Here is a 25,793-nt window from a genome sequence, read left to right as displayed (position 1 = left end):
TGGCTTCGTGCTGCGCCTTATATCCTTTTGTTTTTCGAGGTAGTCATGATTTTGCTTTCCGACGCCTGGCTGCAACGCTTTGGCGGGATCGCCCGATTGTACGGTCAGCCGGCGCTCAGGCTGTTTGCCGGGGCGCATATCTGCGTGGTGGGAATTGGCGGCGTCGGCAGCTGGGCTGCTGAAGCGCTGGCTCGTACCGGCATTGGTGCCATTACGCTGATCGACCTGGATGACGTGTGCATGACGAATACCAATCGCCAGATTCATGCGCTGAAAGAGAATATTGGTAAATCGAAAGTTGCCGTTATGGCTGAACGTCTGCTGGCAATTAACCCAGAGTGCCGGGTGACCGGCATCGACGATTTCATTACGCCCGACAACACCGCCGCCATGATGGCTGGTGGCTTTGATTATGTGATTGATGCCATTGATAGCGTGCGGCCGAAAGCCGCGCTGATTGCCTGGTGCCGACGGAATAAAATCCCGTTAATTACTGTTGGTGCAGCCGGAGGTCAAATCGACCCGACTCAGATTCAGGTGGCCGATCTGGCAAAAACGATACAGGACCCGCTGGCCGCGAAACTGCGTGAAAGGCTGAAACAGCACTACGGCGTCAGAAAAAACAGTAAGGGCCGGCTGGGGATAGATTGTGTTTTTTCCAGCGAAGCCCTGCGGTATCCGCAGGCAGACGGCAGCGTGTGTGCTTCCCGGGCTACGGCGGAGGGCGTAAAGAAAATGGATTGTGAATCCGGCTTCGGCGCGGCGGTGATGGTTACCGCAACGTTTGCTTTTGTTGCGGTGTCGCATTTGCTGAAAAAGTTACAGGCGAAAGCCGGCAGGATGCAGGTGCCGCCGGCGTGATCAGCGCGGGTCGGCTGCACGCCTGACGGCATCCGCCAGTGCGTTCAGTCCTGCACTGCGCGACGCGCTCAGTTGCTGACTTAATCCCAGCCGGGCAAACAGTGCCAGCGGATCGCTGCGGCGCAGGGTGTCTGGCTGCTGGCCTTCAATAGCGGTCAGCAGCACCGCCAGCAGTCCACGCACGATACGTCCTTCACTGTCGCCGTAAAAATGCAGTGTGCCATTATCAGTTTGCTGCCAGCCCAGCCAGACGCGGTTCTCACAGCCCGCAAGTTCAATAGCGGGCTGTTTCAGTGCCTCATCCAGCGCCGGCAGCTGCTTACCGAGTAAAATCAGCTGACGGTAACGATCTTCCCAGTGCTGAAAAGCGCTGAACTGATCTTGCAGTGCTCCGGCGGTGATCTGTGTACCAAATGGATGTGGTGCCAGTAGGATTTTATTCATCAGGCCTCTCCCAGCAGTCTGACTGCCAGACGCAAAGCGTCGACCAGTGCTGTGACGTCCTGCTGGTTATTATAAGGTGCAAACGATGCCCGCAGGGTCCCGCTAACGCCAAGCGCCTGCATCAGCGGTTGAGCACAGTGCTGTCCGGCACGCAGCGCAATGCTGTTTTCTGCCAGCAACGTGACGACATCCTGGTGGTGCAGTCCGGCGAGTTCAAACGACAGCAGGCTGGTATTGCCGCTACGAAAGCTGCGAAAGCCGGGCAGTGAGGCCAGCTGCTGTTCAGCGCTGTCCGCCAGCTGGCAGCTCCAGCGTTCAGCCGCCACCATATCAATTTCTGCCAGCCAGTCAAATATGACGCTCAGGCCAATCACGCCGGCAACGTTCGGCGTACCCGCTTCAAAACGCCATGGAACGGGTTGGGGGGTGAAGCCATCAAAATCCACCTGCGTGAGCATTTTGCCACCGCCATGCCAGGGAGACATCGCGTCCAGCAGTTCCGGTTTGCCATACAGCACCCCGGTGCCCATTGGTCCATAGAATTTGTGGCCGGAAAACGCATAGAAATCGATATCCAGTGCCTGAACGTCGGTGAGGTGATGGACAATGCCCTGGGCCCCATCAATCATCACGCGGGCACCGACCTGATGCGCCAGGTCAATTGCCTGCGCCAGCGCCGGACACCCGCCGGTAACATTGGACATCTGCCCTAATGCCAGCAGGCGTGTTTTGCTGTTAAGTCGCTGTGGCAGCTGTGTCAGGTCAGGCAGCCGGTCGCTACCCAGCGGTAATTTCACCAGGCGCGCACCCTGACTCTGTGCCAGCATGAGCCAGGGCACCAGATTTGCGTGGTGTTCCGCTTCCGACACCACGATTTCATCACCTGCTTTTAATCGTGGTCGCAACCAGCTCTGTGCCACCAGATTGATGGCTTCGGTGGTGCCGCGCGTCCAGATAATCTGGTGAGAATGCGCGGCGTTAATCCAGCGGGCCACCTGTTCTCTTGCCCGTTCGTAACGGGCAGTAAGAGCCTGGGCCGCTGCGTAATGGCTGCGATGAACCGTCCCGGCGCTGAGGGAATAAAAGCGGGCGCTGGCATCAATCAGACACCGGGGTTTTAAGGTTGTCGCAGCGCTATCAAGATAGACCCCTGCATCCTGCAGGGCAGGGAACTGCTGACGAAAATCTGCAGGGTGAAACGTTTGCATGGCGCCTCTTTGGTTGGTTGGCGGTGGTAACATTTTTAGGACCAGGCTGATTTTAACCTGGTTAGCTGGCAAAGCCAGCAAAGCGAGTTATGCTAGAACATGCAAGGTTTAAACTATTACCCGCATGTAACTGCCACTTTGCCAGGTGATTTTTCTGATGATTAGACGAGTGGCAAGCGTGGAAGTTTATTGCATTACTATCTGCAAGGAGATGAGAAAATGAAAAAATTAGCGGCTTTGCTGGCCACCACGGCCATGGTTTTTACGCTTGCTGCCTGTTCAAGCAACTATGTGATGCACACAAATGACGGACGCACTATCGTTGCCAACGGTAAGCCAACCGTGGATGATGAAACCGGATTGATCAAGTATAAAGACGCCAACGGGGTTAAACAGCAAATCAACCGTTCAGACGTAAAAGAGATGGTTGAGCTGGATCAGTAACCCGCTGGGGTAGTGCAAAAAAAAGCACCGCATTTGCGGTGCTATTAAAATTTTGGACAGACAGGGTAAATCTACAGGAATTAAGTACGATCTGAAAAAAGGTCAGATCAAATTGCAAACACAACATCACGACCACAAGCCAAAAGCCTGCTAACACGCTACGATTCCTCGCAAAATCTTAACCTGCTTTTCGTTCCGGCTCGGGAAGTGCGGCAACTATAGGGATTTGCTGGTAGTTCCTCAACGGACAATTTATAATGTCTCGGATAAAAAAATCTAATACGTAACTCTTTCGATAGAGTCGTGACTGTTTATGTCATTGCGGATAGCCTGGAATCATGTCAAAACGTTTACCGCCACTGAATGCCCTGCGGGTTTTTGATGCAGCGGCCAGGCATCTGAGCTTCACCAAAGCTGCCGAAGAGCTGTTTGTGACCCAGGCAGCCGTCAGTCATCAAATAAAATCACTTGAAGATTTTCTCGGTCTGAAATTGTTCCGTCGCCGTAATCGCTCTTTGCTGCTGACGGAAGAGGGGCAAAGTTATTACCTCGATATTAAAGAAATTTTTTCCGCGCTTAATGATGCAACCCGCAAGCTGCAGGCGCGTAGCGCTAAAGGGGCGCTGACCGTCAGCCTGTTGCCAAGTTTTGCTATTCAGTGGCTGGTGCCGCGTCTTTCCAGCTTTAATTCAGCTTATCCGGGTATTGATGTGCGGATTCAGGCGGTGGACCGTGACGAAGAGAAACTGGCGGACGATGTTGACGTGGCTATTTTTTATGGCCGCGGCAACTGGCCCGGTCTGCGGGTGGAAAAACTCTATGCGGAGTATCTGCTGCCGGTTTGTTCGCCACAGCTGCTGACCAGCGAACCGGCATTGAAAGCGCCCGGTGATTTGAATCATCATACGTTATTGCATGACGCCTCCCGGCGTGACTGGCAGTCATATGTGCGCCAGCTGGGACTGACGCATATTAACGTCCAGCAGGGCCCGATTTTCAGCCACAGTGCCATGGTATTACAGGCAGCGATTCATGGTCAGGGAATTGCACTGGCCAATAACGTGATGGCGCAAACCGAAATTGAGGCTGGCCGCCTGGTCTGTCCGTTTAACGATGTGTTAGTCAGTAAAAATGCGTTTTATCTGGTTTGTCATGACAGTCAGGCAGAACTGGGTAAAATAGCCGCCTTTCGTCAGTGGATTCTGGCGAAGGCCGCCAGCGAACAAGAAAAATTTCGTTTCCGTTATGACCATTAATTGTCTTACTGCGTGCCAGCGGCTGGTGCGTTAACAATCAGAGGAACCTGGGATGAGTAGCCGTGCAATGCTGATTTTTGCTGCTATCAGCGGTTTTGTTTTTGTCGCGATAGGGGCATTCGGCGCCCATGTGCTTAGAAATAGCCTGAGCGCGGCCGAGATGGGCTGGCTGAAAACCGGGCTGGAATATCAGGCCATTCATACGCTGGCCATTATGGGGCTGGCTGCGGCTATGCTGCGTCGGGCCAATATCTGTTTTTACTGGAGCAGTGCTTTTCTGGCGCTGGGGATCGTTTTATTCAGTGGCAGCCTTTATTGCCTGACTCTGTCGCATTTGCGTTTCTGGGTTTACATCACCCCGTTTGGTGGCACCTGCTTCCTGATTGGCTGGGCACTGATGCTGGTTGGTGCGCTGCGTCTGAAAAAGCGGGGAGGGCGCTCGTGAATAAAGTGCTGCTCTATTGTCGTCAGGGATTTGAAAAAGAGTGTGCGGCGGAGATCGCTGATAAAGCAGCGGCGCTCGGCATTTTTGGCTTTCCGCGAGTCAAAGAGCAGGCTGGCTACATTCTGTTTGAAGGCTATCAGCCGGATGACGGTGACCGGCTGCTACGTGAACTGCCTTTCAGTTCACTGATCTTTGCCCGGCAAATGATTGCCGTGGGCGAACTTATCAGTCATTTACCGCCGGCCGATCGGGTATCGCCGCTGGTTGCTGCGTTGCAGTCTGTGGTAAACAAAGGCGGGGAGCTGCGGGTTGAAGTGGCGGACACTAACGAAAGCAAAGAGCTGTTAAAGTTTTGTCGAAAGTTCACCGTGCCGCTGCGCGCCGGATTACGCCAGGCGGGTCTACTGCTCAATCATGAAGATGCTCGCCAGCCGGTGGTGCATGTATTTTTTATTGCCGCCGGCCACTGCTACGTTGGTTATTCGCTAAGCAATAACAATTCTCCTTTCTTTATGGGCATCCCGCGTTTGCGCTTTCCTGCCGATGCGCCCAGCCGCTCAACCTTAAAGCTGGAAGAAGCTTTCCACGTTTTTATTCCGGCCGATGAATGGGAAGAACGACTGGCTGGAGGAATGTATGCGGTGGATCTGGGGGCCTGCCCCGGTGGCTGGACCTATCAGCTGGTTAAGCGCAGCATGATGGTACATGCGGTTGATAATGGCTCCATGGCCCCTGCACTGATGGACAGCGGGCAGGTGATGCATCACCGTGAAGATGGTTTTAAATACCGGCCAACCCGCAATAATATTTACTGGCTGGTATGCGATATGGTGGAAAAACCGGTACGGGTTGCCCGTCTGATGGGGGAATGGCTGGTGAACGGCTGGTGCCGTGAGGCCATTTTTAATCTGAAGCTTCCGATGAAGAAACGTTATGAAGAGGTTTCACAGAATCTGGCTATGCTTGGCACGCTGTTAGCTGAAAACGGGATTAACGCACAGATTCAGGCACGCCATCTTTATCACGATCGTGAAGAGGTGACGGTACACGTGCGGCGTATCTGGAGTGCCGTCGGTGGACGACGCGACGAGCGCTAGTGGTTCCGCGCCAGGCGTAAGCTTTTCAGGTTACCAGAAAGAACAAGGTCGCTTTGTAGCGTCGCCACCTGACGGCAGAGCTGAGCCTGTTGTTGCGTGCCCTGCAGTTTGCGTTGCCATTTTTCCTCAAGCTGTGGCAGTGCCTCATAGAGCGTTTCCAGGCTGCCATACTGATTTAATAAGCTGGCGGCAGTGCGCGCAACGATGCCGGCGACGCCGGCAATTTTGCTGCTACTCATTCCAGCCAGTGCCCAGTAATCGGTAAGTTGCTGTGGCATGACGCCAAAATGTTGTCTGACAAACGGCAGGTCAAGCCAGCGCTTCTGGAAATAGTCGCGAATCTGTATCTGCGGAGCCAGCAGCTGGCAATAGCCTTTATCGGTAGAAACGATGGTTGCCCGATGGCCGCTGGCGGCAACGCGCGTTGCCAGCGTGGCGGCCAGGTCATCCGCCTCGTTGCCTGGCGACACCCAGCAGGCCACACCCGCCTGTTCAAACGCCTGGCGTAGTGCAGGCATTTCCTGCTGCAAATCATCAGGCATGGCGCGTCGGCCTGCTTTATAAGCGGGTAATAACCGGTGACGCCAGCTTTGATGGCGTTGCTCATCATCAAAAACGGCCACCGCATGGCTGGGCTGACTGTGATGAATCAGCTGATGGAGTGCGCTGAGACAGGCATCCCGACAGGGGCTTCCCTGTACCGCGTGCAACCGGCGAATCAGGTTGAGAGCGTCAACAATCAGTAAATGGTGTGTCATAGAAAAAAAGAGCGACCTGCGGCCGCTCACTGTCCTTAACGGATAATTTCATAACAGGGAATATAAGTCGTTCCCGGTAATTTCATGCGATGCTGAGCAACAAATCCCTGCAGCAGATCGTCCATGCGATGCATCAACTCAGTGTCGCCGTGAAGCTTGTAGGGACCATTGCGTTCGATTGATTTAATCGCAAACTCTTTAACGTTGCCGGCGACAATACCGGAAAACGCTTTACGCAGCGTCGCCGCCAGTTTTTCAGCCGGCTGATTAGGATAAAGATTCAGTGCTGCCATATTGTCATGATCCGGATGAAAGGGGAGCTGCAGATCCTGCTCAATGTGTAGCGCCCAGTTGAAGCTGTAGGCATCGCCGGTTTCACGCCGGTGCTCTTTTACCTTCGGCATCGCCTTTTTCATCAGTCTGGCCACTTCAGCCGGATCGTTAATAATTATCTGGTAGTGACGTCGGGCTTTTTCGCCGAGGGTGCTGACAATAAAGTCATCCAGTACTTTAAAATAGTCTGCGCTTTCTTGCGGGCCGGTCAGAATCAGCGGGAGTACCTGATTATTATTTTGCGGATCCAGCAGAATACCCAGCAAATAAAGCAGTTCTTCAGCGGTACCGACGCCGCCGGGGAAGATGATAATGCCGTGAGCAATGCGGACAAACGCCTCCAGCCTTTTTTCAATGTCTGGCATGATGATCAGTTCATTTACCAGCGGGTTGGGCGGCTCGGCGGCGATAATTGACGGCTCGGTCAGACCAATAAAACGGGCATCTTTATAACGTTGCTGGGCATGGCCCACTGCGGCACCCTTCATAGGGGCTTCCATGACGCCGGGGCCACAACCGGTACAGATATTTAGCTCGCGTAAACCTAACTGGGCACCGACGCTGCGACAATACTGATACTCTGTGGCATTGATTGAGTGACCGCCCCAGCACACCACGGTGTTGGGTTCTTCTCCGACATGCAGGGCGCGCGCATTGCGAAGAATGGAAAATACCTGATTGGTGATATGGACTGAATTTTCGCTCTGCGGATGTCGCAAGCGACTGGCATTTTCGAGCTGCCCATTTACGAACAGAATGTCGCGCAGTACTGCAAACAGGTTAGCCTGCAGTGAGCGAATTAAGCGGCCATCGACAAAAGCGTCTTCCGGAGGATTAATCAGTTCAAGTTTGACACCGCGCTCACGGCGCATCACGTTAATGTCAAAATCCTGAAAACGCGAAAGCAGTTCGTGGCTGTTATCGGTCTGACTGCCGGAGTTCAGTACCGCGAGGGAGCAGTTGCGAAATAGCTGATAAAGATCGCTGCTGGCGGTGCGTTTTAGCATATCAACTTCAAGCTGTGAAAGCAGATCCATTGAGCCAAGTGGGCTAATTTGTGTAATCAAAATGACTCCTTTGCACCCGTAAGGGTGAACAATTCCCCGTCGACGGGTTTACAAACCGCTGGCGGGACGAAAATCCCTGATAATATAGCGAAGGCTATTACCCCTCAGACTAACGCTAGCAGCGAGGCGTTCACAACCGAACGACCGGTGGAAAAGCACCGGATATCCCGTATTGTTTACTGACGCGCCAGTCGTGAATGAGAAGGCCGGAAATCACCGTTACTGCGCCAGGGATTGATATCCAGACCCCCACGCCGGGTGTAACGGGCGTAAACGCTAAGCTTATCCGGACGACAGAAGCGTTGTATATCGTTAAAAATGCGCTCCACGCACTGCTCGTGAAACTCATTGTGCTGGCGAAATGATACCAGATAGCGTAACAACGCTTCGCGATTGATGCGTGGACCACGGTAGCTTATCTGTACCGATCCCCAGTCCGGCTGGTGGGTAATCAGGCAATTGGATTTCAGTAAATGGCTGACCAGCTGTTCTTCGACAATATCGGCTGCCGTCGCGTTTTCCAGATAGCCAGCATTAAACTGATAATTATCAATGGTGATAGCCTGTTCATCAATGTAGATGCCGCTAAAATGGCCGAGCGGCTGACCTGCCATTTCCTGCATGCTGGCCAGCATAACGCTGATATCGCCCTGCGCGCAGGCGCTGAGATCGCGTTTAAGGGTAGCGATTACCGCTTCACGGCTGTCAAATTTCGTCTGGTTAAAGCTATTGAGGTACAGTTTAAAGCTCTTTGATTCAATCAGGTTTACGCTGCCAGCATCCAGGGTGACTTCACCGATGGCGACTTGCGGCAGACCGCGTGCGTTAAGCCAGGACAATTCATACAGTGTCCAGATGTCAGCACCGTGAAAGGGTAATGAAAGCGCCTGTATCCCCAGCGGATCGCGTTTCATGGCGCGCGGCACCGCCTGGAGTAAAGTCGGATCATAATGATCCTGATAGGCCGTAGGTTTACCTAACGTCAGGTTTTCCAGTGCCTGGTGCTGTTGATAAGAAGCCATAGTGTTATCCGGATAGCGTACGATATTACTTAGCGATACAGCCGCGTAGTTTAACGCAGGCTGTTGGGAGTGAGAAAAAATAATGTCTGAAGATACGACTCAGGCCCTGAAAATTTTTACCGCCAGCTGGTGTCAGCACTGGCTGGATACCCGAGGACACGATCCGCTCAGTGCAGATTTGTACGGCATTGCATCGCCCTGTATTACCGCTAGCTGTGGCGAACAAGTGTACTGGCGGCCACAGCCTTTTCAACCGCCTGCCGATCTCAGTGCCGTTGGCCGGGCACTGGATATTCTGGTTCATCCTGCCGTTAACGCATTTTACACCACACAATATGCCGGGGAGATGAGTGCGCGCGCAGGCACGCTGAATGTGCAGTTATCGCAAGTCTGGAGCCCGGACGATTTTGATCGTACACAGGAAAATTTGATCGGGCATCTGCTGATGAAACGGCGGCTCAGACAATCGCCGACGCTGTTTATAGCCACCACCGATAACGAGCTGGATATTGTATCGGTCTGTAATTTGACCGGCGCTGTGTTTCTGGAAAGTCTGGGCACGCGTCAGCAGCAGAAACTGGCCGAATCGCTGGCGGATTTTCTTTCAAAATTACAAGTGGTTATCTGATAATTTGAGACAATGCCCGGTTTTATTGTAAGAGATATCTCGCAATCAATGTGAGATATCCTTATGGAGTGAAGGGTAATTTATCGTGCAATAGGTTGTGAAAAGTATGTAAATCATTAACTTGCGAAATATATGCCTCAAAGTTAATTTTTTTTTGCTTCTGCCCGAACGATTGTCGGGTTGTTTAATTAAGTGAAACGGTCAGAATGGCTACAACGGCAAGGAAGTCGGGGCCAGAATAACGTCGGAGAGTGTTATTCTGGTCAGGGAACCACATCAGGACGATGTTACACGGACAGGCTTCAGGAATGAAGGTAGGATCAACTCAGGATGAGTTAAGGGACACCTCCAGGAAGGAGAATGTGAGCTTGCAGGGCTGCAGGCGGGTCAAGGATGCTCAGGGATCACGGCCAGATGCCGTTTCAGGATGATGTGGAAAAGTTTTCAAGGATGAGCAGGGAGCACTAATGTAGCGGGATTGCTGCTAAACGAACCGGGAGCACTGTTATTGCAGTGCTCCCTTTTTTTGATCTAAACAGCAGATTCCCCCCTGACAGCAGGAAATGGTATTCTTAGCGCCGCTTTATTATGCTGCCGGGAGAAAATCTGATGAATCAGCAAATTCGTTGTCATCTGCACGATATTGAAAATCTGCTGCGAGAGGCAGATCTCTGGCAGCATCAGCCACCCAGTGAACAGGCGCTGGCAAGCAGCGCGCCTTTTGCTGTCGACACCCTGACGCCATTGCAGTGGCTGCAATGGGTGCTGTTGCCGCGAATGCATGCGCTGCTTGACCGTCAGGGCGCACTGCCGGAAAACTTTGCGGTTGCACCTTATTATGAAGTCGCGCTGGCAGATGATCTGCCGGTGCGTGCACCTCTGCTCAATCTGCTCAATCAGCTCGATGCGCACTGGGCGGCGTTGTAATGATTGAGGTTATTTATCAGGACGAATGGCTGGTGGCAGTAAATAAACCGTCCGGCTGGCTGGTGCACCGTAGCTGGCTTGACAGTAAAGCAACCCAGTTCGTGATGCAAACCGTGCGCGACCAGATTGGTCAGCATGTATTTACCGCTCACCGTCTTGACAGGCCGACTTCCGGCGTTTTACTGATGGGGCTCTCCAGCGAGGTAGGTCGCCTGCTGGCAGAGCAGTTTGCCAGTCATCAGATTGAAAAAACCTATCATGCCGTTGTGCGTGGCTGGTTGCAGGGGCAAGGGCGGCTGGATTACCCGCTGGTTGAAGAGCGAGATAAAATTGCCGATAAATTCAGTCAACAGGAGCGGCCAGCTCAGCAGGCGGTAACCGACTGGCGCGCACTGGCAGAGACTGAAGTAGCCATTGCCGTCGGGCGCTATCCTGCCGCCCGTTATGGACTGGTGGAGCTGCGGCCGCATACCGGGCGCAAACATCAGCTACGCCGGCATCTGGCACATTTACGTCATCCTATTATTGGTGACAGTAAGCACGGTGATCTGCGCCAGAATCGTGCTGCGGCGCAACATCTGGCGATTCATCGCTTGATGCTGCATGCCAGCAGAGTCAGCTTCAATCATCCTGTCACCGGCGAGAAATTACAGCTTAGCGCCATGCCCGATCCCTGCTGGCAGCAGGCAATGGAACGTTTTAACTGGCAACATTTTTTCCCCTGTTAACCCCAGGGTTGCGTTTATTACCCGTAATACGGATAGTGACTTTGATCAATCTGCCACCCGGAAAGGAGAAGAATCGATGGCCGAAATTGGCATTTTTGTGGGTACCGTTTATGGCAATGCGTTGCTGGTAGCGGAAGAGGCGCAGACTCTGCTACAGGAAAAAGGACACCAGGTCGCGTTGTTTGAAGATCCGGCACTTACCGACTGGCAGGCCTATCAGGACAAAATTGCCTTAGTGGTGACCTCAACCACCGGTCAGGGCGATCTGCCCGACAGCATTGCTCCGTTATTTCATGAGATTAAGCAGCAGCTGGGATATCAACCCGGTTTGCGTTATGGCGTGATTGCACTGGGTGACAGCAGCTACGATCATTTTTGCGGCGCTGGCAGGCAGTTTGATGCACTGCTGCAGGAACAGGGTGCACAGCGGCTGGCAGAGGTGCTGACCATTGATGCTGCTGAATACCCTGAACCGGAAGTGGTTTCACAACCCTGGCTGGAAAGCTGGAGCGCCCTGATTTAAAACTTTTCGCTTCAGCGGGCGCGCCTTCTGAGCAGGCGGCTACGCAATCAGCAGCACAGCGCTGCTGATTGATTTTTAGCGCCACGCTTTTCATCTGCATGGTGTACGGGTCTTACTATCACCCTATCGTGTCTTCCCCTTCAATTCGTGACCTTTCCCCCATTATGTTGGGCAATTATCCAGGTAATAACGTTTATTAGCGCTTCGACCTGGGCATCTGTCCAATGTTAACGTTACCGACCATTTTTATACTTAAGCCTTGTCCGGGAAGATGCCGGCAACGAATGCGTTGAGCGACGCGAAAAGACCACATGACAACAGCTCAACCGTTAACAGGTATTTCTTTGTTTAATCCAACATCATTCTGATACCCGACACGATCTGTATGCAGTTCAGAGTGAAAGTAGCTAACCGCTATATTTCAGGAGTGCATCATGAATTCATTCAGCCAAAGCCAGGTTACCGCCAGCGTGCAGAAAAAAACCAATGCACGCTACTGGATTGTGGTGATGCTGTTCATCGTCACCTCTTTTAACTACGGCGATCGGGCAACATTGTCGATTGCAGGCTCCTCCATGGCGAAAGAAATTGGACTTGATCCGGTGGGGATGGGCTATATCTTTTCGGCATTTTCATGGGCTTATGTCATTGGTCAGATCCCCGGTGGCTGGCTGCTCGATCGCTTTGGCTCAAAAAAAGTCTATTTTTTCAGCATTTTTACCTGGTCGCTGTTTACCCTGTTGCAGGGATTTGTCGATCTGTTCAGCGGCTTTGGCATTATCGCCGCCCTGTTTTTTCTGCGTTTTTGTGTTGGCCTGGCGGAAGCCCCTTCATTTCCAGGCAACAGTCGTATTGTGGCGGCCTGGTTCCCGGCACAGGAACGCGGTACGGCTGTGGCTATTTTCAACTCAGCACAATATTTCGCCACGGTCATTTTTGCCCCGATTATGGGCTGGCTGACGGCCAGCGTGGGCTGGGCACACGTATTCTGGTTTATGGGCGGGCTGGGCATCATCATCAGTGTGATATGGCTGCGGGTAATCCACGATCCCAATGATCATCCCGGTGTCAATAAAGCCGAGCTGGCCTACATGGAGCAGGGTGGCGCACTGATCAATATGGACGCAAAGCAGCAGGTTCATAAGGTCAGTTTTCAGGAAAAGTGGCATCAGATTAAACAGCTGCTCTCATCGCGCATGATGCTTGGCATCTACCTTGGCCAGTATTGTATTAACGCGCTGACTTACTTTTTTATTACCTGGTTTCCGGTTTATCTGGTGCAGGCGCGCGGGATGTCGATCCTGAAAGCAGGCTTTGTCGCCTCCGTGCCCGCGGTGTGTGGTTTTCTTGGCGGCGTACTCGGTGGCGTGATTTCTGACTATCTGATGCGGCGCACCGGATCGCTCAATATCGCCCGTAAAACGCCAATTGTGGTGGGCACGTTGCTGTCGGTTTCCATGGTGGTGTGTAACTACGTCGAAACGGAATGGGTGGTGGTGTTCTTTATGGCCATGGCCTTTTTTGGCAAGGGCATTGGTGCACTGGGATGGGCGGTAATGGCCGATACGGCGCCAAAGGAAATTAGCGGGCTGAGTGGCGGTTTATTCAATATGTTTGGCAACTTTTCCGGCATTGTGACCCCGATTGCTATTGGCTACATCATTGCGGTGACCGGCTCATATAACGGCGCGTTAGTGTATGTCGGCATTCATGCTGTGGTGACGGTGATCAGTTTCCTGGTGATCGTCAAAGATATTAAACGTATTGAACTCAGTCCCCTGAACTAAGGAGTGATGATGACGACACAAAGTACACCGGTAATCACGGAAATGCGGGTGATTCCGGTTGCCGGTTACGACAGTATGCTGCTGAATATCGGGGGCGCACACGGCGCCTGCTTTACCCGCAATATCGTGGTACTGACCGACAGCGCCGGACATTGCGGCGTCGGTGAAGCGCCCGGTGGTGAAACAATCCTGAAAACCCTTCAGGCCAGTATTGACCAGGTTGTGGGGCAGCAGGTAGCACGCCTTAACCGCATTGTCCGCCAGGTGCATCTTGGTAATCAGGCTGAAGACTTCGCCACCTTTGGCCGGGGAGCCTGGACCTTTGAACTTAAAGTTAATGCGGTTGCTGCGCTGGAGGCGGCTCTGCTGGACCTGCTGGGACAGTATCTCGGGGTGCCGGTGGCTGAGCTGCTGGGATTTGGCAAACAACGCGATGAGGTCCAGGTGCTCGGCTACCTGTTTTATATTGGTGATCGCTTAAAAACCGATCTGCCATATCAGCAGGGCACGTCAGGCGGCCATGACTGGTATCACCTGCGTCATCAGAAAGCGTTAGACAGCCACGCAATTGTCAGACTGGCAGAGGCCGCCCAGGATCGTTACGGCTTTAAAGATTTTAAACTCAAAGGCGGAGTGTTGCCGGGAGAGCAGGAGATTGATGCCGCTTGTGCACTGAAAAAACGTTTTCCCGATGCCCGTATTACCGTTGATCCAAACGGGGCATGGTTTCTCGATGAGGCCATTGGCTTGTGCAAGGGGCTGAACGAGGTTCTGGCTTATGCTGAGGATCCCTGTGGCGCTGAACAGGGATACTCCGGACGTGAGGTGATGGCTGAATTCCGTCGTGCCACCGGTTTGCCGGTAGCGACAAATATGATTGCGACCAACTGGCGCGAGATGAATCATGCCCTTCAGCTCAATGCGGTCGATATTCCGCTGGCGGATCCGCATTTCTGGACGCTGAGTGGTGCGGTGCGGGTGGCACAGTTATGTGATGACTGGGGGCTGACCTGGGGTTGCCATTCGAATAACCATTTTGATATCTCGCTGGCGATGTTCAGCCATGTCGGTGCCGCCGCGCCCGGTTCACCCACTGCGCTGGATACCCACTGGATCTGGCAGGAGGGCGACCAGCGGCTGAGCAAAAATCCACTGCAAATTGTTGATGGCAAAATCAATATTGGCGACGTCCCCGGATTCGGTATTGAACTGGACTGGGAGCGAATCGAACAGGCTAATGCCCTGTATAAATCACTGCCTGCCGGTGCACGCAATGATGCCAGTGCCATGCAGTACCTGATCCCCGGCTGGCAGTTCGATCGCAAACGCCCGGCTTTTGGCCGCTGAGCTAACCTGAATAAAGGAGTACTCTGATGCCTCAACAAAGCGCCACACCAACAGTGAAAACCATGCGGGTTATCCCGGTTGCCGGCCAGGACAGCATGCTACTTAATCTCAGTGGTGCCCACGCCCCTTTCTTTACCCGAAATATTGTCATTATTGAAGACAATGCTGGCCACTACGGCGTGGGTGAAGTGCCTGGCGGTGAAAAAATTCGCCGCACCCTGGAGGAGGCCATTCCCTTACTACAGGGTAAAAATATTGGTCAGTATAAAAACGTGCTGCATCTGGTCCGGCAGACTTTTGGCGATCGTGACAAGGCCGGACGCGGTAATCAGACCTTTGATTTACGCACCACTATCCACGTTGTTACGGCGATTGAAGCGGCCCTGCTTGACCTGCTGGGACAGCATTTGCAGGTCAATGTAGCCAGTCTGCTGGGCGAAGGGCAGCAGCGCGATCGCGTCGAAATGCTGGGCTATCTGTTTTATATCGGCGATCGCCGTAAAACGCCTTTAGCGTATCAGAGCCAGCCGGATGATCCTTGTGACTGGTACCGGCTGCGCCATGAAGAAGCCCTGACCCCCGACAAAATTGTGCAGCTGGCACAGGCGGCGCGGGAAAAGTACGGCTTCAATGATTTTAAGCTAAAAGGGGGCGTGCTGGCCGGTGCGGAGGAGGCCGAAGCGGTAACCGCGCTGGCACAGCATTTCCCTGATGCACGCATCACCCTTGATCCCAACGGTGCCTGGTCGCTGAATGAAGCTATTTTGCTCGGTAAACAGCTAAAAAACGTGCTGGCCTATGCAGAGGACCCTTGTGGTGCGGAGCAAGGCTATTCGGGACGTGAGGTGATGGCAGAATTCCGTCGTGCCACCGGTTTGCCAACGGCCACCAATATGATAGCCACCGACTGGCGGCAGATGGGGCATACCCTTGCATTGCAGTCTGTGGATATTCCGCTGGCCGATCCGCATTTCTGGACGATGCAGGGATCGGTGCGGGTAGCGCAATTGTGCCATGACATGGGGCTGACCTGGGGGTCGCACTCAAATAACCATTTTGATATCTCACTGGCAATGTTCACCCATGTTGCGGCGGCGGCACCCGGCCAGATCACCGCCATTGATACCCACTGGATCTGGCAGGAAGGTCATCAGCGTTTAAGCAAAAATCCGCTGCAAATCAAAAACGGGATGGTACAGGTACCTCAGACGCCGGGATTGGGTATTGAACTGGATATGGAACGTGTCATGAAAGCGAATGCGCTTTATCAGCAGCATGGTCTGGGGGCACGTAATGATGCTGATGCTATGCAGTATCTGGTTACTGACTGGACTTTTGATAACAAACGCCCGTGTCTGGTGCGCGGAAACAAGGAGTGACTATGAGTGGTACAGATTATCCTAATCGTTTCCGTCAGCGTCTGCTGGCTGGAGAAAGATTAATTGGCAGCTGGTGTGCGCTGGCAAATCCGATCACCACGGAAATTCTTGGGCTGGCGGGTTTTGACTGGCTGGTGCTGGATGGTGAACATGCGCCAAACGATGTGACTACTTTTGTGCCGCAGTTAATGGCACTGAAAGGATCGCCCAGTGCGCCGGTGGTGCGTCCCCCCAGCAATGAGTCGGTCATTATCAAACGGCTGCTGGATATTGGTTTCTACAATTTTCTTATTCCGCTGGTTGGCACTGCAGACGAAGCTATCCAGGCTGTAGCTTCAACCCGTTATCCCCCGGCCGGTATTCGCGGCGTCTCGGTGTCTCATCGCAGTAACCTGTATGGCAGCCTGGCCGATTACAACGCCACGGTTAATGACAATATCTCGCTGCTGGTGCAAATCGAAACCCGTCAGGGGGTCGAAAATATTGATGCTATTGCCGCGGTTGATGGTGTGGATGGCATTTTTGTCGGTCCGGGGGATCTTTCGGCCGCGCTTGGCTATCTCGGCGAGCCCGCGCACCCTGACGTGCAGGAGGTGATCAGGCATCTGTTTGCCCGGGCCAAAGCTGCCGGCAAACCAAGCGGTATTCTGGCACCGGTGGAAGCCGATGCACGACGTTACCTCGCGTGGGGAGCCAGTTTCGTTGCCGTTGGTAGCGATCTCGGGGTATTCCGTCAGGGCACACAGTCTTTGTGTGACAAATTCAAAAATTCACCTTAACTCCGGAGGAAGAGATGAAAATCGGCTTTATTGGTCTGGGTATTATGGGCAAACCAATGAGTAAGAACCTGATCAAAGCAGGTTACTCGCTGGTGGTGCTCGATCATCACGCAGAAAACGAAGCGGAACTTAAGGCCGTAGGTGCGATAACCGCGGAGACGCCAAAAGCGCTTGCCAGCCAGTGCGAGGTGATAATCACCATGTTGCCAAATTCCCCCAACGTTCGTGAAGCGCTGCTGGGAGATGACGGTGTTATTCACGGCGCAAAGGCGGGCACCATTGTGATTGATATGAGTTCAATTGCGCCGCTGGCCAGCCGGGAAATTCATGCCGAACTGGCTAAACAGCACATCGGACTGCTGGATGCACCGGTCAGCGGCGGTGAACCTAAAGCCATTGACGGCACGTTATCGGTGATGGTTGGTGGTGATAAGGCGCTGTTTGAACAGTGTTATGACCTGATGAAGTCAATGGCAGGTTCGGTTGTGCATACCGGTGACATCGGTGCCGGTAACGTTACTAAACTGGCTAATCAGGTTATTGTGGCACTGAATATTGCCGCTATGTCGGAAGCCCTGACGCTGGCGACTAAAGCCGGCGTTAATCCGCAACAGGTTTATCAGGCTATTCGTGGCGGTCTTGCCGGCAGTACCGTACTGGATGCCAAAGCGCCCATGGTATTGGATCGTAACTTTAAGCCGGGTTTTCGCATTGATCTGCATATTAAAGATTTAATTAATGCGCTGGATACCTCGCATGACATTGGTGCTCAGCTGCCGCTAACCGCCGCTGTCATGGAGATGATGCAGGCTTTGCGCGGGGAAGGTATGGGTAGTGCCGACCACAGTGCGCTGCCCTGTTATTATGAAAAGCTGGCTCACGTTGAAGTCACGCGTTAAGACGCACGCGGAACCAGAATCGGGTGCTCTGGTTCCGTTTGACCGTCTTGTTTATCGTGCCTGAGGTGTTTATGAAAATTGTTATTGCACCGGATTCTTATAAAGAAAGTCTGTCGGCACAGCAGGTGGCCATTGAAATTGAAGCGGGATTTCGCGACATTTTTCCCGAGGCGGAATACCTGAAATTACCCGTTGCTGATGGTGGTGAAGGTACGGTGGATGCTATGGTTGCCGCCACCCAGGGCACGTTAGTTCGATTAACGGTTACCGGGCCGCTGGGCAGACCGGTAGAGGCTTTTTACGGACTTTCTGGTGACAAAAGCTGCGCCTTTATTGAGATGGCGGCTGCCAGCGGCCTGGCGCTGGTACCGAGCGCCGAGCGAGACCCGCTGGTGACAACCTCATATGGCACTGGCGAGCTGATCCGGGATGCGTTGGATCGCGGCGTGGCACATTTTATCATTGGCATTGGCGGCAGTGCGACCAATGATGGTGGTGCGGGTATGGTACAGGCATTGGGGGCAAAGCTGCTTGATGATCAGCAACAGCAAATTGGCGCCGGCGGCGCGGCGTTATCAGCACTGAAGCGGATTGATTTGAGCGAATTTGATGCGCGCATTGCCGGCTGCCGTTTTGAGGTAGCCTGTGATGTCACTAATCCGTTGCTGGGACCAGAAGGTGCATCGGCAGTTTTTGGCCCGCAAAAAGGGGCTACGCCCGCACGGGTAAAGCAGCTGGACAGTGCCCTGCAACACTATGCGCAGATTATCCAGCGCGATCTGGATAAAGACGTATTAACCCTGCCTGGTGGCGGTGCTGCCGGAGGAATGGGCGCCGCGCTGCATGCTTTCTGTAATGCCCAGCTGCGCCGCGGAATAGAGATTGTTACCGAGGCGCTGGGACTGGATGCCCTGGTCAGAGATGCCAGCCTGGTGATAACCGGTGAAGGCCGTATTGATAGCCAGACGGTGCACGGTAAGGTACCGGTAGGGGTCGCGCAGATTGCCAAACGCTATAATAAGCCGGTTATTGCTATTGCCGGCAGCCTGAGCGCTGACGCTGGCATTGTGCATCAGCATGGACTGGATGCGGTATTCAGCGTGATTTATACCATTTGCACCCTGGATGATGCCTTGCAGAGTGCTGCGATGAACGTGCGTATTGCCGCACGCAACGTGGCGGCGGCGGTGGCAATTGGTCAGCGTCTGTGATTAATGCTTCAGGTGCGCAGCGGCCAGGCGCGCCACGTTTTTCATTTCATCGAGCAGCTCAAACAATTCCGGCTCAATATCCTCAATGCGGCCGTTACTGCGCAGGCTGTGTTCAATCTGCTGGCAAAGCTGTTTTAGTCGGGGAACGCCGCTGTAGCTGGCGCTACCGTGAAGTTTGTGGATGATATCCCGCAGGCTTATGGGATCATTTTGCGCCATAGAGGCTTCTACCTGACAGCGTACTTCAGGTAAAAATTCCAGCAGCATTTGCAGCAGGTCGCAGGCCAGTCCCGGTTTATTGGCTGCCTGCTGCAAGGCCAGCTGCCAGTCGAGGGAAGCTGGCGGTTCTGCTATCTTCTGAGCTGCACCTGGCGCATAGTGGGCCAGCAGCTGGCTAAGCTCCGCTTCATTGATGGGTTTAGCAAGATAATCGTTCATGCCGGCGGCAATCAGCTCTTCACGCTCGCCTTCCAGTGCATGCGCGGTGACCGCCACAATCGGGGTATGCTGATATCCCGGCAAGGCACGGATCATCTTACTGGCACGAATACCGTCAATATCCGGCATCTGAATATCCATCAGAATAATATCTGGCCGCTGAAGCTGAGCCTCGCGCACTGCGGCTTTACCGCTTTCACACAGCAACGTGTGTTCAACCTGTTCTTCCAGCAAGGCACCAATCAGTTTCAGGTTTGCCGGATTATCATCCACGGCCATCACCGTGAGCGGCAGACGAGCACTGGGAAGATGGCCGTTATTTTGTCGGGTATGACTCTCAATAAGTACCGGGATAAGCCGGGTAAGGGTAATGGGCTTGATCAGGCAGGCCGAGGCACCGGCGCTTTTCAACTCTTCTGCATAAATTTGCAGCGGGCAGGGCAGTGCCAGAATAACGCTTCTGGCGCGGGTCGTTGCGGTGGTAAGCATATCGCACAGTTGTTGCAGGCTGAAATCCCGTCCGGACGGCAGGCTAAGCAATAACGTATCGTAGTCGGCGGTTTTTAGCGTGCTCAGCGAAGCGCTGTAACTGACTGACAGCGGTGTGCCGCCTAACATATCAAGAACCGCTTCTGCAGCATGGCTGTTGGCTTCAACATAAGCCAGGGTTTTGCCGCTGACGCAGCTTAACGGCTGTGCATTAGCAAGGGCATTGGGGTTTAATGCCAGATTAATATGGAACCAGAAGGTCGAGCCCTGATTAAGCCGGCTGTGGAAGCCAATTTCGCCGCCCATTTCTTTTATCAGATGCTGGGTAATCACCAGCCCCAGTCCGGTTCCGCCATGCCGGCGCGAGGTGCTGGCATCGGCCTGACGAAAGGCCTGAAACAGTTGCGACTGTTGTTTTTCCGCAATGCCAATACCGCTGTCGCAAACCTGTATTTCCAGTTCAATACGATGATCATTCTGTAACCGTTTTGCCACCCGGACGTCAATATTGCCACGTTCGGTAAACTTAATTGCATTACCAATCAGATTGACGATGATCTGTTGCAGCCGCAGCGGATCGCCGATGGTATTATCCGGCACATCAGGATGAATACCGAGTGTCAGCTCCAGCCCTTTATCATGGGCTGATTGCGCCATCAGCACGATGACTTCATCAAGGGTATTGCGCAGCGGAAATGGAATGTTTTCCAGCACCAGTTTGCCGGCTTCCAGTTTGGAAAAGTCCAGCACATCGCTGATGATATTCAGCAGATTGTTGGCCGAACGCTCAATAGTATGTAAATAATCGCGCTGGGTTGCATTCAACGGTGTTTTCAGGGTCTGCCGGGTAAATCCGATCACACCGTTCAGCGGTGTACGCAGTTCGTGAGACATATTGGCAAGGAATTCAGATTTGATGCGTGCCGCTTCCTGTGCGCGTTTTTTCGCCAGGTCCAGTTCGACGTTCTGAATTTCCATCTGTTCCAGCGTTTCACGCAGATCTGAGGTTGCCTGATCAATATTCTGCTGCATTTCTTCATGATATGCCGTCAGTGACATAGCCATTGAATTGATACCGTTTTTCAGCACATCCAGTTCACCGAGCATATGGCCTTCCACCCGACTGTCGAGCTGACCACGCCGGATGCGGTCGACGGCATTTACCATGCGCCGGATAGGACCGGTGACGTCACGCATCAGCCGGTAAGCAAACAGAACGGCGATGGCCAGGCAGAACAGCAACAGCAGGGTGGAGATAAACACTTCTTTATATTGCTGCAGGCGCACTGATTGCAGATCGAGCTCGATCGCGACGTAACCGAGTGGATTACCCGTCGGTTTAGCATCCTGACCGGGAGATTCATCCGGATAATAACTTTCGGAGACAATGGGTGTACGTAATATAATGAAGTTACCCTGATGGGCGAAAGTTAGCCGGTCTGGTAGCGCACTGTGTGCTGGCAGCCGCAAAAAATCAGGTGAAAGCTGGTAATTAGATGTCACAAAGAGCTGATTTTTATCATCAAATACCGAAATCGCACGTACGATATCTGAGTGACGGCGATGCAACAGACTCACCAGCTGACGCACGGACTCTTTGCTGTGAAACGTCATCCCGTATTCGCTGGACACGGCCAGTGGCTCGATGATATTGGCACCGGCGTCTACCAGCTGATGGCGCAGCTCGTTGTAACGATGAACCACGAAGAAAATACTAAGTAGCAGGCCAATGAGCAGTGTGGGTGCCAGTATCAGAATCATCATTCGCGCCCGCAGGCTATATTTGGTCATAATATTCCATTCGCTGACCGCCGTAGCCTTTGCCCGGCGCGATCCACCTATTCTGATGTGTTGCCTTAACAGCACCAGAACAGGAAAACAGTAAGAGAAAGAACAGCAAGATGGCGCAATTCTACTCCGCAAAACGACGCGTGACGACCGCTGAAAGCCTGGTTGTGACCGTCAGTGACCTCAGTCCCCAGGGCCAGGGGATTGCCCGCCATAAGGGCAAGGCAATTTTTATTGCCCAGGCGCTGCCGGGTGAGGAAGTGGAAATTACCCTCACTGAAGAAAAAAAGCAGTTTGCCCGTGGCAGGTTAACGCATATCCGGGTGGCATCAGACCAGCGGCAGACACCGCGCTGTCGCTATTTTACCACCTGCGGTGGCTGTCAACAGCAGCATGCTTCTGAGGCACTACAACAGCAGAGTAAAGCCAGTGCGCTTAGCCACTTATTATGGCGTGAAACCGGCATCACGCCACCCAGGCCCTCTATCCTTGCCGGAGAGCGCTGGCAATACCGGCGGCGCGCCAGGCTAGGGCTGCAGTTTAATCACCGCCAGCGCCAGCTGGTGATGGGATTTCGTCAGGAAAACAGCCACCAGCTGGTGGCTATCGACCATTGCCCTGTTTTGAGGCCCGAACTTGATGCACTGCTGTTACCGTTGCAGCAATGTCTGAGCGCCCTGCAGGCGGTCTCACGATTGGGGCATGTCGAACTGGTGCTGGCGGATAACGGTCCGCTGCTGGTTTTGCGTCATCTTGATCGTCTGACTGATGGCGATCGCCACAAGCTGGAACGGTTTTCGCAAGAGCATCAGATTGCAGTCTGGCTGGCGCCAGACAGCACCACGCTGGAGATGCTGAACGGCGACTGGCCGTGGTATCAGCTGGATGGCCTCCGGCTTACGTTCAGCCCACGTGATTTTATTCAGGTCAATGGCGCGCTCAATCAGCGTATGGTTGCCCAGGCACTGCACTGGCTGGACGTGCAGCCGCAGGACCGGGTGCTCGATTTATTCTGCGGAATGGGCAATTTTTCATTGCCGCTCGCAAAACGGGTACAAAGTGTTACCGGGGTGGAAGGTGTTACAGCATTAGTTGAAAAGGCCGCGTATAATGCAGTGCAGAACAATCTAAGCAACGCCAGCTTCTTTGTGCATAATCTGGAGGAGCCGGTAGTAAATCAGCCCTGGGCGGCTCAGGGATTTAATAAGGTGTTGCTGGACCCGGCACGGGCTGGTGCGGCGGGGGTAATGGGACACGTGGCGCAACTTCGTCCTTCACACGTGGTCTACGTTTCCTGTAATCCAACTACGCTGGCCCGGGATAGTCAGGCGTTATTGTCTGGCGGCTATCAGCTGGAAAAAATCGCGATGCTTGATATGTTTCCGCATACTGCGCATCTCGAATCCATGGCGTTGTTCCGTCGAAAATAGCTCGCCATCACGGGAGCGCTATCAGGAGAGGATATGGTTGCGGTAAGAAGTGCACATATGAACACCGCTGGTGAATTCGACCCCGAAAAGTGGATAGCCAGCCTGGGGATTGCTAATCAGCAAGCATGTGAGCGACTGACCGCAACCTGGCGCTATTGTGAAGCCGCGACGAAAAATCATGATAACGCCCCGCGGCTGCTGTGGCGTGGCGTTGAAATGGTGGAAATCCTCTCCATGCTCAGCATGGATAATGACACGCTGCGTGCGGCGTTATTGTTTCCTCTGGCCAATGCAGACGTTGTCAGTGAGCCGGCGCTGGAAGAGCGTTTCGGTAAAGAGATTGTCTCACTGGTTCATGGCGTGCGCGATATGGACGCCATCCGGCAGCTGAAAGCCATTCACACCGACGCCGTCGGTTCTGAACAGGTCGATAACGTCCGCCGCATGCTGCTGGCCATGGTGGAGGATTTTCGCTGCGTTGTTATCAAACTTGCTGAGCGTATTGCCCATCTGCGGGAAGTGAAAGATGCACCGGAAGATGAACGGGTGCTGGCGGCGAAAGAGTGCACCAATATCTATGCACCGTTAGCAAACCGCCTCGGGATCGGCCAGCTGAAATGGGAACTGGAAGATTACTGCTTCCGTTACCTGCACCCCGATGAATACAAACGCATCGCCAGGCTGTTGCATGAACGGCGTATTGACCGCGAACAGTACATTGATACCTTTGTTACCAGCCTGCGTGATGCCATTAAACGGGAAGGGGTAAAGGCTGAAGTTTATGGCCGCCCTAAGCATATCTACAGTATCTGGCGCAAAATGCAAAAAAAGGCGCTGGCGTTTGATGAGCTGTTTGATGTGCGCGCGGTGCGCATTGTCGCTGAACGTTTGCAGGATTGCTATGCGGCACTGGGCATTGTCCATACTCTGTATCGCCATCTGCCCAGCGAGTTTGATGACTATGTGGCAAACCCTAAGCCTAACGGTTATCAGTCCATTCATACCGTGGTGCTGGGTCCGCGCGGCAAAACCGTTGAAATTCAGATTCGTACCCGCCAGATGCATGAAGATGCCGAGCTTGGCGTTGCCGCACACTGGAAATATAAGGAAGGCGGTAGCGGTGGGAGCGCGCGCGGTGCTTCGGGCCATGAAGAACGTATTGCCTGGCTGCGTAAACTGATAGCCTGGCAGGAGGAAATGGCCGACAGCGGCGAGATGCTCGACGAAGTGCGCAGCCAGGTGTTTGACGATCGGGTTTATGTTTTTACGCCGAAAGGGGACGTGATCGACCTGCCTGCCGGATCAACACCGCTGGATTTTGCTTACCATATTCACAGTGATATTGGTCACCGCTGTATTGGCGCTAAAATCGGCGGTCGCATTGTGCCTTTCACCTATCAGCTGCAGATGGGCGACCAGGTGGAAGTGATTACTCAAAAGCAGCCAAATCCGAGCCGTGACTGGCTGAATCCCAATCTCGGTTATATTGCCACCAGCCGCGGGCGTTCAAAAATTCATGCCTGGTTCCGTAAACAGGACCGTGATAAAAATATTGTCGCCGGACGCCAGATCCTTGATGCTGAGCTGGAACGCCTTGACATTAGCCTGCGTGAAGCCGAGAAGCTTTTACTACCGCGTTATAACGTTAACAGTCTCGATGAGCTGCTGGCGGCAATCGGCGGCGGGGATGTCCGTCTTAACCAGATGGTCAACTTCCTGCAGGCTAAACTTAATAAGCCTAGTGCTGAAGAAGAGGATCGCCAGGCGCTGCGTCAGCTGACGCAGAAAAGTTACCATCCACCGGCCAGTGCTAAGAAAGAAAGCGGCAGGGTGGTGGTGGAAGGCGTCGGAAACCTGCTGCATCATATTGCCCGTTGCTGCCAGCCGATCCCCGGTGACGACATTGTCGGTTTTATCACCCAGGGACGCGGCATCTCGATTCACCGGGCTGACTGTGACCAGCTGTCAGAACTGATGTCACATGCGCCGGAACGTATTGTTGATGCGGTCTGGGGTGAAAGCTATTCCAGCGGCTATTCGCTGGTGGTGCGGGTAATGGCAAACGATCGTAGCGGCCTGCTACGGGATATCACTACGATTCTTGCCAATGAAAAGGTTAACGTTCTCGGTGTGTCCAGCCGTAGCGATACCAAAAAGCAGCTGGCGACTATCGATATGGATATTGAAATCTATAATCAGCAGGCATTAGGACGGGTACTGGCCAGGCTCAATCAGGTACCGGACATCATCGATGCCCGCAGACTGCACTAACTTCGTTTGTTTTTTATTGCCGGCATAAGGGGAATGAGCGCTCCGATGCCGGCGTTGGTGATGCCTCCAATTAGTAGAACATGTGTTTCTCGATAAACGCTCCAATGACTTTTTCGTGGATCTCAACTGAGCGCGAAAAGCAGATTGTTTTACGAGCCAACCGTTTAATGCGGGTGCGGAGCGTCAGGTTATTACGTTCAATGCGTTGGGTGAAAATTTTGCCCGTCAGATGCT

Annotated in this window: 24 protein-coding genes; 17 read left to right on the top strand and 7 right to left on the bottom strand. The window is 53.4% G+C overall.

Features of this window, described 5'->3' with window-relative positions:
- The first annotated feature begins 45 nt into the window (after positions 1 to 45).
- Complete coding sequence (gene tcdA, locus BL249_RS08745) at positions 46 to 861, top strand: tRNA cyclic N6-threonylcarbamoyladenosine(37) synthase TcdA (protein ID WP_099707325.1); 816 nt, start codon at positions 46 to 48, stop codon at positions 859 to 861.
- On the opposite strand, the gene csdE is transcribed toward tcdA, so the two are convergent.
- The gene (gene csdE / locus BL249_RS08740; protein WP_099707287.1) at positions 862 to 1,305 is read right to left on the bottom strand and encodes a cysteine desulfurase sulfur acceptor subunit CsdE; all 444 of its coding nucleotides are present in this window, start codon (positions 1,303 to 1,305) and stop codon (positions 862 to 864) included.
- The gene (csdA, locus tag BL249_RS08735) at positions 1,305 to 2,513 is read right to left on the bottom strand and encodes a cysteine desulfurase CsdA (RefSeq protein ID WP_099707288.1); all 1,209 of its coding nucleotides are present in this window, start codon (positions 2,511 to 2,513) and stop codon (positions 1,305 to 1,307) included. The genes csdE and csdA overlap by 1 nt, the downstream gene beginning before the upstream one ends.
- A 219-nt stretch (positions 2,514 to 2,732) precedes the next feature.
- Between csdA and BL249_RS08730 the strand changes: the two genes are divergently transcribed.
- The 4 genes from BL249_RS08730 (at position 2,733) to rlmM (ending at position 5,755) form a co-directional block, all read left to right on the top strand.
- Entirely contained in the window at positions 2,733 to 2,957 is a 225-nt protein-coding gene (locus tag BL249_RS08730; protein ID WP_099707289.1) for a YgdI/YgdR family lipoprotein, read from the top strand.
- 338 nt (positions 2,958 to 3,295) lie between these two features.
- Positions 3,296 to 4,213 (top strand): transcriptional regulator GcvA, encoded by a 918-nt coding sequence (locus tag BL249_RS08725; RefSeq protein ID WP_099707290.1) that lies wholly within the window; start codon positions 3,296 to 3,298, stop codon positions 4,211 to 4,213.
- Positions 4,214 to 4,265: 52 nt separating this feature from the next.
- Positions 4,266 to 4,658 carry a DUF423 domain-containing protein gene (locus tag BL249_RS08720; RefSeq protein ID WP_099707291.1) on the top strand — a complete coding sequence of 131 codons (393 nt, stop codon included), beginning with the start codon at positions 4,266 to 4,268 and terminating at the stop codon, positions 4,656 to 4,658.
- The gene (gene rlmM, locus BL249_RS08715; RefSeq protein WP_099707292.1) at positions 4,655 to 5,755 is read left to right on the top strand and encodes a 23S rRNA (cytidine(2498)-2'-O)-methyltransferase RlmM; all 1,101 of its coding nucleotides are present in this window, start codon (positions 4,655 to 4,657) and stop codon (positions 5,753 to 5,755) included. The genes BL249_RS08720 and rlmM overlap by 4 nt, the downstream gene beginning before the upstream one ends.
- Here the strand turns inward: rlmM and xni are convergent.
- From xni to queF, 3 genes are all read right to left on the bottom strand, one after another.
- Positions 5,752 to 6,513 (bottom strand): flap endonuclease Xni, encoded by a 762-nt coding sequence (xni, locus tag BL249_RS08710; RefSeq protein WP_099707293.1) that lies wholly within the window; start codon positions 6,511 to 6,513, stop codon positions 5,752 to 5,754. The two genes, rlmM and xni, sit on opposite strands and share 4 nt — an antisense overlap.
- Before the next feature lie 35 nt (positions 6,514 to 6,548).
- Positions 6,549 to 7,913 carry a nucleotide 5'-monophosphate nucleosidase PpnN gene (gene ppnN, locus BL249_RS08705; RefSeq protein ID WP_099707294.1) on the bottom strand — a complete coding sequence of 455 codons (1,365 nt, stop codon included), beginning with the start codon at positions 7,911 to 7,913 and terminating at the stop codon, positions 6,549 to 6,551.
- 176 nt (positions 7,914 to 8,089) lie between these two features.
- Positions 8,090 to 8,935 carry an NADPH-dependent 7-cyano-7-deazaguanine reductase QueF gene (gene queF / locus BL249_RS08700; RefSeq protein WP_099707295.1) on the bottom strand — a complete coding sequence of 282 codons (846 nt, stop codon included), beginning with the start codon at positions 8,933 to 8,935 and terminating at the stop codon, positions 8,090 to 8,092.
- Between the two features lie 82 nt (positions 8,936 to 9,017).
- Between queF and syd the strand changes: the two genes are divergently transcribed.
- The 10 genes from syd (at position 9,018) to BL249_RS08650 (ending at position 19,143) form a co-directional block, all read left to right on the top strand.
- Positions 9,018 to 9,563: a SecY-interacting protein gene (gene syd / locus BL249_RS08695; protein ID WP_099707296.1), complete on the top strand. Its 546-nt coding sequence runs from the start codon at positions 9,018 to 9,020 to the stop codon at positions 9,561 to 9,563.
- Positions 9,564 to 10,172: 609 nt separating this feature from the next.
- Complete coding sequence (locus tag BL249_RS08690) at positions 10,173 to 10,490, top strand: YqcC family protein (RefSeq protein ID WP_241898867.1); 318 nt, start codon at positions 10,173 to 10,175, stop codon at positions 10,488 to 10,490.
- Positions 10,490 to 11,218 carry a tRNA pseudouridine(65) synthase TruC gene (gene truC, locus BL249_RS08685; RefSeq protein ID WP_099707298.1) on the top strand — a complete coding sequence of 243 codons (729 nt, stop codon included), beginning with the start codon at positions 10,490 to 10,492 and terminating at the stop codon, positions 11,216 to 11,218. The genes BL249_RS08690 and truC overlap by 1 nt, the downstream gene beginning before the upstream one ends.
- A 76-nt stretch (positions 11,219 to 11,294) precedes the next feature.
- Positions 11,295 to 11,741 (top strand): flavodoxin, encoded by a 447-nt coding sequence (locus tag BL249_RS08680; protein WP_099707299.1) that lies wholly within the window; start codon positions 11,295 to 11,297, stop codon positions 11,739 to 11,741.
- Positions 11,742 to 12,175: 434 nt separating this feature from the next.
- Positions 12,176 to 13,528, top strand: a complete 1,353-nt coding sequence (locus BL249_RS08675; RefSeq protein WP_099707300.1) for an MFS transporter — start codon at positions 12,176 to 12,178, stop codon at positions 13,526 to 13,528.
- A 9-nt stretch (positions 13,529 to 13,537) separates the two neighbouring features.
- A complete protein-coding gene (locus BL249_RS08670; protein WP_099707301.1) occupies positions 13,538 to 14,875 on the top strand; it encodes an enolase C-terminal domain-like protein in 1,338 nt (445 codons plus the stop codon).
- Positions 14,876 to 14,901: 26 nt separating this feature from the next.
- A complete protein-coding gene (gene gudD, locus BL249_RS08665; RefSeq protein WP_099707302.1) occupies positions 14,902 to 16,254 on the top strand; it encodes a glucarate dehydratase in 1,353 nt (450 codons plus the stop codon).
- A 2-nt stretch (positions 16,255 to 16,256) separates the two neighbouring features.
- Entirely contained in the window at positions 16,257 to 17,033 is a 777-nt protein-coding gene (gene garL, locus BL249_RS08660; protein ID WP_099707303.1) for a 2-dehydro-3-deoxyglucarate aldolase, read from the top strand.
- Between the two features lie 14 nt (positions 17,034 to 17,047).
- Positions 17,048 to 17,932 (top strand): 2-hydroxy-3-oxopropionate reductase, encoded by an 885-nt coding sequence (garR, locus tag BL249_RS08655; protein ID WP_099707304.1) that lies wholly within the window; start codon positions 17,048 to 17,050, stop codon positions 17,930 to 17,932.
- 71 nt (positions 17,933 to 18,003) lie between these two features.
- The gene (locus BL249_RS08650) at positions 18,004 to 19,143 is read left to right on the top strand and encodes a glycerate kinase (protein WP_099707326.1); all 1,140 of its coding nucleotides are present in this window, start codon (positions 18,004 to 18,006) and stop codon (positions 19,141 to 19,143) included.
- Here the strand turns inward: BL249_RS08650 and barA are convergent, their stop codons facing one another.
- Positions 19,144 to 21,861 carry a two-component sensor histidine kinase BarA gene (barA, locus tag BL249_RS08645; RefSeq protein ID WP_099707305.1) on the bottom strand — a complete coding sequence of 906 codons (2,718 nt, stop codon included), beginning with the start codon at positions 21,859 to 21,861 and terminating at the stop codon, positions 19,144 to 19,146.
- A gap of 110 nt (positions 21,862 to 21,971) precedes the next feature.
- Here barA and rlmD point away from each other — a divergent pair, with 110 nt between their 5' ends.
- Positions 21,972 to 23,288, top strand: coding sequence for a 23S rRNA (uracil(1939)-C(5))-methyltransferase RlmD (gene rlmD / locus BL249_RS08640; RefSeq protein ID WP_099707306.1), 1,317 nt, complete (start codon positions 21,972 to 21,974; stop codon positions 23,286 to 23,288).
- A 33-nt stretch (positions 23,289 to 23,321) separates the two neighbouring features.
- A complete protein-coding gene (gene relA / locus BL249_RS08635; protein ID WP_099707307.1) occupies positions 23,322 to 25,559 on the top strand; it encodes a GTP diphosphokinase in 2,238 nt (745 codons plus the stop codon).
- A gap of 70 nt (positions 25,560 to 25,629) precedes the next feature.
- On the opposite strand, the gene BL249_RS08630 is transcribed toward relA, so the two are convergent.
- Positions 25,630 to 25,793, bottom strand: a 164-nt coding sequence (locus BL249_RS08630; RefSeq protein WP_241898819.1) for an IS1 family transposase, incomplete at its 5' end; no start/stop codon positions are given.

Source organism: Erwinia sp. OLFS4 (genome assembly GCF_002752165.1).
Lineage (GTDB): Bacteria > Pseudomonadota > Gammaproteobacteria > Enterobacterales > Enterobacteriaceae > Izhakiella.
The sequence above is the reverse complement of the archived record's forward strand: the minus strand, read 5'-3'. Positions and strand labels throughout refer to the sequence as shown.